This window comes from Jeotgalibacillus marinus (assembly GCF_040801915.1).
Taxonomy (GTDB): Bacteria; Bacillota; Bacilli; order Bacillales; family Jeotgalibacillaceae; genus Jeotgalibacillus; species Jeotgalibacillus marinus.
Genome location: NZ_JBFMIA010000243.1, coordinates 1 through 247, shown reverse-complemented (window position 1 = coordinate 247; position 247 = coordinate 1). Strand labels below are relative to the sequence as shown.

1 protein-coding gene is annotated in these 247 nt (G+C 46.2%); it reads left to right on the top strand.

The genetic code is table 11. The features are described 5' to 3' along the window. The coding region (locus AB1471_RS19095; protein WP_367781031.1) for a hypothetical protein at positions 1 to 247 on the top strand (247 nt) is incomplete at both ends.

Sequence of the window (247 nt, the reverse complement as noted above, 5' to 3'; positions counted from 1 at the left end):
AAGAAAAGGGAGGAGGAGGGAGAGAAAGGGGGGAAAGAAAAGAGAGAAAAAAGAGAGAAGGAGAGGAGGGGGAGGAGGAGGAGGGAGGAAAGGAAAAGGGAGAAGAAAGGGAGAGAGGGAAAGGGAGAAGGGGAAAAAAAAAAAAGAGGGAGAGGAAAAAGAAAAGAGAAAAAGGGAAGAGGAAAAGGGGGGAAAAAGGAGGAAGAGAGAAGAAGCAAAAGCGCACAAAGCAAAAAAAAAGGAAGCG